We start from the raw sequence: 9,820 nt of genomic DNA on the forward strand, positions 1-9,820 counted from the left end.
CCCCCCCCCCCCCCCCCCCCCCCCCCCCCCCCCCCCCCCCCCCCCCCCCCCGCCCCGGGCCCCCCCCCCCGGCGCCGCCGGAGGCGGCGCAAATAAACACTGCTCTAGTATTGCGTAGTGTCTCCGGCCGATCGTGCGAACAGTCGACGCCGCCAGCCCCGGCGCCGTGGTTCGGCCGGTGGTGCGGCGAAACCGCGTATGCGTACCGTGCGGGAGACCTCGGCCGGGGGGCTGGTCGTCGATGGCCTGGACGGGCCGCCGGAGCAGCGGTGCGCCGCGTTGATCGGCCGGACCGACCGCCGCGGCCGGTTGCTATGGTCCCTACCCAAAGGGCATATCGAAGAAGGCGAAACCTCCGAGCAGACCGCTATTCGCGAGGTCGCCGAGGAAACCGGTATTCAGGGCGTGGTGGTCGCCGAATTGGGCAGTATCGATTACTGGTTCGTCACCGAGGGTCGGCGGGTACACAAAACAGTGCATCATTTTCTGCTGCGTTCGGTCGGTGGTGAACTCTCCGACGCGGATGTGGAGGTCACCCAGGTCGACTGGGTGCCGTTGAGCGAATTGAACTCCAGGCTGGCCTACGCCGACGAGCGCAGGCTGGCCGAGGTGGCGAACCGCCTGATCGACCGGATGGAGACCGGTAAGCGATGACGCGTGGACCGAGCCGGATCATTGTCCTGATCCTGGCCATCCTCGGTGCGGTGACGGCGCCCTCGGCGCTGCCGGCGATCACCGCACACGCTCAGCCGACCGGGTCGGCGGAGGATGCCGCGGCCCCGCAGTTCCTGAAGTTGTCGCTGGATACGGTGAGCCCGGACACCGTGACCCCTACGAGCGAGCCGGTGCTGACGGTGACCGGGACGGTCACCAATATCGGTGATCGCGGGGTGGAGGCCGTCGCCGTCCGGGTGCAGCGGGCGCGGGCCGTCGCCGATCCCAGTGAACTGCGCACTACTTTGAAGCTGGATCAGGTCAACTACGACTATCCGACGCCGTTCCAGGACATCGCGGTGCGGCTGGAGCCGGGTCAGCGGCAGCAGTTCACCCTGTCGGTGCCGCTGCGGGACGGTACGGGGGAGTCGCTGAACATCACCGAACCGGGTGTGTATCCGCTGCTGTTGAATGTGAACGGGACCCCCGATTACGGCGGCCAGGCGCGGTTGGACGACGCCCGGTTCCTGCTCCCGGTGCTCGGCCTGCCGGCGGCCGCTGACGGTAGCGCCCCGCCGCTGCCCGTGCCGGCGAATCCACCGGTCGCGACCACACTGCTGTGGCCGCTGGCCGACCGGCCGCGGATGGTGGCCGGGCAGACCGGCGAACTGGACCGGACGGTCGAACTCACCGATGACGAGCTGGCGGCCTCGGTGAGCCGCGGCGGCCGGCTGGACGAGCTGGTCGGGGCGCTGGAGTCGGTCTTCGGCGACGAACGCGCCGCCGGTGGACCGGCCTCGGCGATCTGCCTGGCCGTCGACCCGGATCTGCTGCTCACCGTGCAGGCGATGACGAAGGATTACCGGGTGCTGGCCAGCCCGTCGGATCCCGACGGCGCGACCCGGCCGGGTACCGGCACCGAATCCGCGCAGCAATGGCTGGACAGATTGCGCACGCTGGCGTCGTCGATGTGCACGGTGGCCTTACCGTTCGCCCAGGTCGATATCGCGGCCCTGACCGCGGCGAACGACCCCGCGCTGACCGCACGGGCTTTACAGGACCCCGCGTCGATCGTCGATTCGATCCTGAACACGCGCTCGGTGCGCGGTGTGGCCCTGCCCGATTCGAGCAGTCTCGACCCGGCCGCGGCGCAACTGCTGAAATCCCAGGGTTTCGATACCGCGGTGCTCGCCGGTAACGCGGTCGCCCCGGAGGGCGGGGTGAGCGATCCATACGCCACCGTGCCCGATCTGGTGCGGTTACCGAGTATCGCGGGTGCGCCGCCGCCCGCTCCCGCGCCCGCCGACGGTTCGGAACAGGACGTGGTCACCGCACCGGCCCCGGCCGAGGGGCAGGCGGGTCCGGAACTGCCCAACACTCAGGCGCCGGCACCACCGAATCAGGCCGGCAGCGGCGGCGCCTCGACCGGTGATCCGGCGCTGCGGGTGGCGACCTTCGATATCTGGCCGGCCGCCGCGCTGGCCGGTATCGGCTCCAATCCGCCGACCCCGGCGTACGTACCCGAACCGGCCCGCTACCCGGTGACCAACGATTCGCGCAGCGCCCGGCTGCAGGATGCGCTCGGCGCGGTGTCCTGGCGGGCGCTACAGACCGATCCGGCGCGCCCGCGGTCGCAGCTGATCATGCCGCCGCAGCAGTGGGGGGCCAACCGCGACGAGGCCGTCGCTGTCTTGCGTCAGCTGGAGCTGCTGGCCGAGCACAAGCTGGTGGACCCGCGGCCGTTCGACGAACTGGTGAGCCGGCCGCCGGATCCCGCGCCCTATCAGCCGGCGCCGCTTCCGGAGGCCGCGGTGGAGGCCGTACCCGGTCATTTCGCGATACCCGCGCGCGATCAGTCGCATCGGATAACCCAGCTGCTGGCGGCGATGGTGGAGGTCCCGGAGACCCAGCCGACCCCGCGCAGTTACCTGAACCCGCTCCGTGACGATCTGGTGCGCGCGCTGTCGCTCTCGGACCGGCGGGGCGGCCCCACCGCCCAAGCCGAGGTGTTCGCTCAGCGCCGGATCGAGAAGGCGACCGCCGCGGTGGACGAGATCTACCGATCGGTGACGGTGCTCCCGCCAGGAGGCGTGTACACACTGGCTTCCGAATCGAGCCCGCTGCTGCTGGTGGCGCGCAATGATCTGCCTATTTCGATGCGGATCCGGTTCCGGATCGACGCGCCGCCGGAAACCAAGATCACCGATATCGGTGAACAACTGCTGCCCCCGCGCGGCACCCGTTCGTTCCAGATCCCGACCGAGGTGAGCGACAGCCGCAACCTGGTCGTACCGATCTCGCTGAGCACACCGGAAGGGGTCCCGCTCGGGCACGCGACCTCGATTTCGGTGCGTTCGAACGCCTACGGGCAGATTCTGGCGATCATCACGGCCTGTGCGGCCGCGTTGCTGTTCCTGCTCGCCGGGCGCCGGTTGTGGCGGCGATTCCACGGCGAACACGATCCGGCCGACAAGGGCGTGGATCCCGGTGTCCGGCGGCGGGTGATCCGGTTGGGCCGGGCCCGGCGCCGGGCGGCCGAGCAGGCCGATCTCCAGGTGAGCGACGAGGCGTTGCGGGCGGCCCGCCGCCGGGAGCGAGTGTGACGACAGGCCGGGGTGTCCCAGTTCGGACATCTACCGGTTGAGCGGGGGAGATGACCGGCGCACGCGTCCCATGGAAGATGGAAGAGTGTACGCACCGGCTCCCGGGGCCTGTCCCGGTGCCGGTGCGCGGTCGGATACGGCGTACCGCGCACCGCGGTAGTTCGGTGCGCGCCGCCGGGCGAAGTGTTCGGCACGACACAGGTGACAACCGGCAAGCGGGGGTCCGGGCGATACAGGAGGCATGATGAGCGACGATGAATCCTCCGCTCATCGGCAACAGCCCGGTAAACAGCCCGACGGTCCCCGAGACCGGCGGGCCCCCCGCGCTCCGTGGGAGCGGGTGTACCCGACTCCCGGATCGGAGCCGGAGATGAGCGGCCCCCCGCGCGAGACGGAACGCGACCGCGAACCGTTCCAGGAGCCGCCGCCACAGCTGCGCCGCGGCGAGCGACCGGCCGAGCCTGCGAACCGTCCCGTTCCGCCCGGCCGGCGACCCGCTCCGCCCCCGGGCCCCCATCCGGGTGAGGACAGGTATACGCCGAACCGGGGCAATCCTCCCGGACCGGACAACCGGAACCCCGGCATGGGCAGGCCCGCGCCCCCCGCATCAGGTCCCCGGCCCGGCCGGCCCGCGAATCCACCGTCGGGAGCCCGGCCCGCCGTACCACCGCCGAACTCCGCGGGTGCCCGTCCGGCGAATCCGCCCTCCGGAGCGCGGCCTGCAGTACCACCGGCCCGCCCCACCCCGGGCCCGGCGGCGCAATCCGCTGTTCCTCCGGCAAACCGGCCCGCCGCGTTCCGGCCCCCCGTAACACCGACCGGTCGTCCCCAGCCGCGGCCCGGTACACCGCAGCCCTCGCGCGGTCCCGCGGCGAACCCTGCCCCCGCGCGCCCGAACACGGGGGCGTCACCCGACGGTGCAGGGCGCCCCGGTCCGGCCGCACGTCCCGAAGCCACCCCGCGACCCGACGCGCCGGCACCTCAGCGTCCCGGCGGACCCCCCTCCGAGCCGTTCCCGGCCCAGCGGATGCGCCCGGTTCAACCCGGCCGTGACCCCCACCGGCCGCCCATGCCACCCGAACCGGACGGCCGGCGGAACTCGCCACCGAGCGGACCGGGCCGGCCACCGAACCCTCCGCTTCCGCAGCGCGGTCCGGGGCAGCAATCACCGCCCGGCCACCCCGCGCGTTCACAGGTCCCACCGAACCGGCAGGCGCCGCCGTCGCAGCCGCTGCGCCGGGTACCGCCGGATCGCGAACCGCAGCGTGCCGCGCCGGCCCGGGTGGGCGCCGATCACCGGCCCCGTACCGGACCCATGACAGCCGTGGCCGAACAGCCGCAGGTCGCGGACAAACCCGATAACAGCCAGGCCAAACTGCTCAAGGATTCCGGATCGATCGCGATCGCGACCCTGATCAGCCGGATCACCGGTTTCGGCAAACAGCTGCTGCTGCTGGCGGTGCTCGGGCCCGCCATCGCCAGTGCGTTCACCTCGGCGAGCCTGATTCCGAACATGATCGCCGAACTGGTGCTCGGCGCCGTGCTCACCGCCATCGTGGTGCCCACGCTGGTCCGCGCCGAACAAGAGGATCCCGACAACGGCGCGTCCTTCATCCGGCGGCTGGTCACCGCGGCATCGGTCATCCTCGGTACGGCCGCGATCCTGGCCACCGCGGCGGCGCCGATCCTGGCGACCCATGTGTTCGTCTCCGCGGACGGCAAGGTCAATACCGCGCTCACCACGGCGCTGACCTTCCTCCTGGTCCCCGCCGTCCTGTTCTACGGGCTGTCCGCGTTGTTCACCGCCATCCTCAACACCCGGGGCGCGTTCAAACCGGGTGCGTGGGCGCCGGTGCTGAACAATGTCGTGGTGCTGGTGGTCCTCGGCCTCTACGCGCTGACACCCGGCGAGATCACCCTGGATCCGGTGCGGATGAGCGATCCCAAACTGCTGGTCCTCGGCTGCGGTGTCACGCTGGGCGTGATCGTGCAGGCCGCCAGCCTGCTGCCGGCGATCCGCCGGCAGCACATCGATCTGCGCCCGCTGTGGGGTCTGGACAACCGCCTCAAACAGTTCGGCACGATGGCGGCGGCCATCATCCTCTACGTGCTGATCAGCCAGATCGGCGGCATTTTCGCCAACAACATCTCCTCGCACGCCGACGAGGCCGGCCCGGCGATCTACCAGAACGCCTGGCTGCTGCTGCAGCTGCCGTACGGCGTCATCGGGGTCACGCTGCTCACCGCGATCATGCCCCGGCTGAGCCGGAATGCGGCGAACGACGACACCCCCGCGGTGGTCGACGATCTGTCCGCGGCCACGCGGCTCACCATGATCGCGCTGATTCCGATCGTCACCTTCCTGACCCTGGCGGGCCCGCAGGTCGGCGACGCGCTGTTCGGGTACGCGCGGTTCGCCGACGACGCCTCCCGCCTCGGGACGGCGGTCAGCTTCTCCGCGTTCACCCTGATTCCGTATTCCCTGGTGCTGATCCACCTGCGGGTGTTCTACGCGCGCGAACAGGCGTGGACACCGACCTGGATCATCCTCGGGATCACCGCGGTCAAGATCCTGTTCTCGGCGCTGGCACCGCTCATCGCCGACAGCAGCGAACAGGTCGTGATCGTGCTGGGCGTCGCGACCGGCCTCGGCTTCACCACCGGTGCCGTGATCGGCGGCTACCTGCTGCACCGCAGCCTGGGCGATCTGCGGATGGCCAATGTGGGACGTACGGTCAGCCGGGTACTGCTGGCCTCGCTGGCCGGCGGCGCCGTCATGCTCATCGCCGATCGGGTGATGGGCCTGGGCCGGCTCACCGATTCGCTGGGCGGCCCGGGTTCGTTCATCCGGGTCGGTATCACCGCGATCGTGATGTTCGCGGTCGCGTTCGGTTTGATGCGCCTGGCCGGGATTCCGGAGGTCGTGGCCATTACGGTCGCGATCTCGCGGCGCCTCGGCATCACCCCGCCGGCACCGCCGCTGGACCTCGGTGAACCCGTCGAAGAGGAGCACACCACCCGGATCCTGCGGCGTCCCGACCCGTACCTCGCGTACTCCGGGTTCGATTCGGCCATGGACGCGCAGAGCACAATGGTGCTACCGGTGATTCGGCCGGACTCGGTTGATCGCACCGTGGGCGGCCAGTTCCCGTACCCTGTTCGGCAGACCAGCACAAGTGGCAGATCCGCCGAGTTTGCGGCATACCAGGGCGAAGGAGGTCCGAGGGTGAGCGACGACGCGGTGGGCAAGGACCCAGCCGCCGATTCTTCCTCGAATCCGGCGAGCGGTCGCCTGTCCACCGATGTTCCCCCGGAGCAGTCGGAGCCGGGCGAGGCGCGCACCCAGCGGGCGGATATCGGTCCCGCCGAATCCGCCCACCCACCGGAGCCGGAGGGCGGACCGGAGTACGACGACGCGGGCCCGGAATTCGCCGATCGGCCGGACGCTCAGCTGTCCGAGGAGCATGTTCAGCGCACCGGCGCCGGGGTATCGGCCACCGACCCGGCCTACGACACCGGCATGATCGCTGTACCGCCGATGACGCAGGCCGGCCGCGTACAACGCGGGCCCAAACTCATTCCCGGCGCCTCCGTCGCCGGTGGGCGCTACCGGTTGCTCGCCGATCACGGCGGGGCGCGCGGGCTGAAGTTCTGGCAGGCCCTCGATATCAAACTCGACCGGGAAGTCGCGCTGACCTTCGTCGACGCCGATCAGAAGTCGGGCGGCAACTCCGGTCAGGACGGCCCCCAGGCCATTCTGTCCCGGACACTGCGGCTCGGCCGGATCAATTCGCCGGGCCTGGCCCGCGTACTGGATGTGGTGCGCGGTAGTTCCGGCGGCATCGTGGTGGCCGAATGGACACCCGGGCGTTCGCTGCGCGAAATGGCCGAAACGGTCCCGTCGCCGATCGGCGCCGCCCGCGCGATCCGGGTGCTCGCCTCGGCCACCGAAATGGCGCACCGCAGCGGCGGCGCGCTCTCCATCGACCATCCGGACCGGATCCGCATCAGCGCCTCCGGCGACGCGGTCCTGGCCTTCCCTGGCACGCTCGGCGATGCCGACCCGCAAAGCGACGTCCGCGGCCTGGGCGCCATGCTGTACGCACTCATCACCGCCCGGTGGCCGCTACGCACCGGTGGGGTCAGTGGTACCGCCGCCACGGTCGGCGGGCTCCGCCTGGCCGATTTCGGGGCCGACGGCACCCCCGTCGAACCGCGCCAGATCCGGCCGGAGGTGCCCTTCGAGATCTCCGCGGTGGCCGTGCGCTCGCTGGAACCGAACAAGGGCGTCCGCACCGCCGCTACGATCCAGCACGTTCTGGAGCAGGCGTCGGTGGTCGACCAGAAGACCGATTTCATCCCCGTCCTCCGACTGGGCCAGCGCGGCCCGGCACCTGCCGACGAATCCCTGGCCGATCCGGAACTACTGGCCGCCGAACGTGATCGGTCGCAACGGATGATGTGGATCATGGTGGCGCTGGGCATTCTCACCGCCCTCGTCGTCGGCATCGTGATCTGGTGGCTGGTGAGCGTCTTCGCGCCCGGCGATTCCAGTGAACCGCTCAACGAGCAGCGGGTGATCGGCCTGACCACCAGCCGGGCGCCCGAGGAATCACCGAATTCGGCCGCTCCCTCGCCGACCCCCGACGCCGCCGGCGGGGTACCGGTGCCGATCTCCGGGATCACGGTGCTGTCCCCGGAGGGCACACCGGACGATCCCGGCGGGGCGGCAACGGCGATGGACGGCGATCCGGCCACCGCGTGGCGCACCGACCAGTACTTCCAGCAGTTCCCGGCCCTCAAGAAGGGGGTGGGACTGCTGGCCACGCTGCCCGGCCCGGCGAACCTGACCAAGGTGACGATCACCTCGGCCACCCCGGGGACCTCGGTCGAGATCCGCACCTCCGCCACCGAATCACCGACCCTGGATCAGACCCAGCTGGTCGGCACGGCGGTTCTCGGCGACGGGGTCACGGAGGTACCGGTGCGCACCGATCAGGCGTCGCGCTACGTTCTGGTCTGGATCACCGGCCTGGGTAATTCGGGCGCGCAGTTCCAGAGCGAGATCGCCGAACTCGGCTTCGAATCAGCTCCGTGACCGGCACGTTCGCCGCGCCCACGGAGCCCGTCCGGGGCGCGAATCCGGTTGCTGCCGAATGGTTGCCGGGATATGATCACGATCCGCGCTTCCAGGAGGGAGCCGGTGGGATCAGGGGTTCGGTCCCGCTCGCTGAATGCACGCAGTAATCGCCATCGGCCGGCTACCGGCCGGCCGGAGCTGTCGTGGGCGGTTGTCCAAGGGGTTGGCTATTGTCGTCCGAATTGAATGCGGGGGTTCGCGAGGGGGCGGTACCGTCCCCCGAGTTCGGGACGCGAGGAACCGGGTTCGATTCCGTATCGGATACAGAATTGCTGCGCGCTCACGCGGCCGGAACACCCCATGCCTTCGCCGAGCTGATCCGCCGGCACAACGATCATCTGTGGCAGACCGCGGCGCGGGTCTGCTACACCCCCGAGGACGCCGCTGATTCGCTGCAGGAAGCCCTGTTGTCGGCCCACCGCAATGCCGGGTCGTTCCGGGCCGAATCCGGGGTGCGCACCTGGCTGCACCGGATCGTGGTCAATGCCTGCCTGGACCGTATCCGGCGCAATCGAGCCCAGCGCGCCGTGGTGCTCCCGCCGGACGTATGGCCCGAAATATCCGATCACGCGGACCATTACGGCCGGATCGACGTTTCCATCGTCCTCGAACGTGCCCTGTTCCAGCTCCCCCCGGATCAGCGGGCGGCGGTAGTGGCCGTGGATGTCGAGGGCTACAGCGTCGCGGACGCGGCCGAACTGCTCGGGGTCCCGGTGGGCACGGTCAAGAGCAGATGCGCACGGGCCCGGCAACGGCTGAAGACCGAACTGGATTCTTTCTATACAGAGGGGAACCGGATGTAACCGCGGAGCGTCATATCCAGTGACACATTTTTCCTCCCCCACGGTATGTACACAGGGGAGTACCACCACCGACCCCACGAATCGAAGCCCGAGTCAGATGGACGCAGCAGCATTGGAGGTGCGAAGGTCATGAGCCCCGTTCCGCAGCCTCCCTTCCCCGCGGAGTTGCTCGCCGATCTGCACGCCGGGAATATCGACCCCGAACTCAGTGCCCGGCTGTGGCCCGCCGTACGGCAGGATCCCGAGGCCCGGGCCTATCTCGATTCGCTGGATTCACTCCGCGAATCACTCGCCGGCCTCGCCGAGTCCGAGCAGGTCGTCCGCCCGATGCCCGGGGATATCGCGGCCCGGCTGGAAGCGCTGGCCGAATCCCTCGGTGGTGCGGCCGTCCCCGGTGTGGCCCCCGATCCCGCCGAGTCCGTGGAGACGACGGTCCCGCTCGGTGACAGCGGCGAGCGCGCCCCGGCAGCAGCGAGCGAGGTGCCGGGGTTCGCCGGTCTGTCCGCCGCCGACGACACCCGAGCCACGCCGGCGGCAGGGTCCGGCGAGGTGCGGCCGATCTCCCTGGCCGATCGCCGGCGCCGGCGTATCGCCGCCACGCTCGCCGCCGCCGCGGTGAT

5 protein-coding genes are annotated in these 9,820 nt (G+C 70.4%); all 5 read left to right on the plus strand.

What is annotated here, in order from left to right:
• Positions 1-117 precede the first annotated feature (117 nt).
• The gene (locus QH276_RS00280; protein WP_280396612.1) at positions 118-654 is read left to right on the plus strand and encodes an NUDIX hydrolase; all 537 of its coding nucleotides are present in this window, start codon (positions 118-120) and stop codon (positions 652-654) included.
• A complete protein-coding gene (locus QH276_RS00285) occupies positions 651-3,257 on the plus strand; it encodes a DUF6049 family protein (protein ID WP_280396613.1) in 2,607 nt (868 codons plus the stop codon). Before QH276_RS00280 ends, QH276_RS00285 begins: the two co-directional genes overlap by 4 nt.
• Positions 3,258-4,572: 1,315 nt before the next feature.
• A complete protein-coding gene (locus tag QH276_RS00290) occupies positions 4,573-8,355 on the plus strand; it encodes a lipid II flippase MurJ (RefSeq protein ID WP_280398930.1) in 3,783 nt (1,260 codons plus the stop codon).
• Between the two features lie 311 nt (positions 8,356-8,666).
• A complete protein-coding gene (sigM, locus tag QH276_RS00295) occupies positions 8,667-9,200 on the plus strand; it encodes an RNA polymerase sigma factor SigM (protein ID WP_432278624.1) in 534 nt (177 codons plus the stop codon).
• A gap of 129 nt (positions 9,201-9,329) precedes the next feature.
• Positions 9,330-9,820 (plus strand): hypothetical protein (locus QH276_RS00300; protein WP_280406536.1); only part of this gene is annotated, 491 nt, incomplete at its 3' end.

The sequence above is a fragment of the Nocardia carnea genome (assembly GCF_029869215.1).
Taxonomy (GTDB): Bacteria; Actinomycetota; Actinomycetes; order Mycobacteriales; family Mycobacteriaceae; genus Nocardia; species Nocardia carnea_B.